This is a genomic window from [Phormidium] sp. LEGE 05292 (assembly GCF_015207735.1).
GTDB lineage: Bacteria > Cyanobacteriota > Cyanobacteriia > Cyanobacteriales > Aerosakkonemataceae > Floridanema.
Window position 1 is genome coordinate 1 of record NZ_JADEWG010000333.1, and the last position, 1,604, is coordinate 1,604.

A 1,604-nucleotide genomic window follows, 5' to 3' on the forward strand; every position below is an offset into this window, starting at 1 on the left:
GGAGTGAGAGCGCGAAAATCATCTCTGTGCATCAACTTTAACCAATCTTTTTCCGACAAAATTCGCTGCATCATCAACGTATTGATATACACCAAACAAATTTGCAACAAATGCAAAGACAATACCGCTATCTCTTGGTCTTCTAATCGATTCGTAGCAATTTCACTGTTCTTCCCATAAAAAATAAAACTATTAGCACTATTCCATTGTTCCACCACATTTAGCCCTTCATTAATTTCTTGGCGCAACTCTTCCGAGGCTAGATATTCACACAAAAAAATCGTCTTCACGGCCTTTCCCAACTCAGCCAAAGCTTGATAAGTAGGATGTACTAAATTAGAGCGACTAAAACGTTTTAAAATTACCTCAGTCTCCGCCGTCCCCAACCTCAAAGCAGTTGCATACTTAATCATTTGGTCATACTGATTCCTAATTAAATCCCAATTAATTGGCCTAGTCAATACAGGCTGTAAATTAGGATAAGCATTACTTTGACCAGCAACAACCCGATACAACTTCTGTTTGTGAATTCTCTTCAACCGAGGCAATAACTGAAAACCTAACAGATGACAAAAAGCAAAAGCCACTTCACTTTGACCATGAGTATCAACATAATTCTTTTCCAACTTCATATCCGTGCAGTGGCGCAATAAACCCTCAATCATCGCCGCCACTTCGGAAGAAGAACAGGTTTTTAACTGAGAATAAATACAAACCGATTTCCGCTCAACGTGCCAGTAAATCATCACCCCACGACCACCATAACGGATGTGCCACTCAGTCATCAAATTCTGATCCCAAGAACCGAACTTTTTAGAATCAGAAGCACAAGCAGTTGTCCCTTCACCCCAAATATGGGGCATTCTTACCTGAAAAATTGCATTAACTACCTGAATTATGGCATTCCGCAAATTTTCTTTGTGAATATAACGTCGTTTAACATATAACAAATCAGGGTAATTTTCTCCAGTTCCCCCGCTACTAAGCCGTTTAATACCTGTATTAGTTCCTAATCCAAATAAACAGAGCAATAACCGTCTTTGTAAAATCTTTCTCTCCAAATTTTCGCGAGAAGCTACACTATGAAACTGTTCCGTAAACCCGACTCGTAAATCAGTTTCCTTGAGAATATCCAATAAACTAGTCATCGGCCACCGCGAAATCAATTCTCCCTTGAGTCGCTGTAAGTTTAACGGTTCTGGTTGTGCTTCTAGAGGGGAAACTGAAATCCAGCCATTATCTCTATTTAGAATTTTTACCTTTTGATTTTTCGGCATTTGGCTATCTAATTGCTCTAAAGATGCTGTCATTTTTTGCTGTAAGCTCCTAATAAAAGTTTCAGCATCAGTTGGCTGACCTAAAGCTTGATAATAAACCTGCCGTTGCACCTCAAAATCTTTCGGGAGGTCTAATTCGGGATTACCATAACGTTTAGCACCAACTACCCAAATTTCTTTAGACCGCAGTTGTTCTCTTAATGCCTGAAGTACGCTAATCTCATAATTAACGCGATTGATTTTCTCCCCTCCAGAAGCGTCCACTTCTACGACAATTTCCCGCCAGCTATTTTTGAGTACTCCATCTATGAGAACTTCATCTTCTGG

Annotated in this window: 1 protein-coding gene; it reads right to left on the reverse strand. The window is 39.7% G+C overall.

Annotated features, from left to right (window positions below):
• A partial coding sequence (locus IQ264_RS32430) for a Tn3 family transposase (RefSeq protein WP_193986887.1) occupies nt 1–1,604 on the reverse strand: 1,604 nt, incomplete at both ends.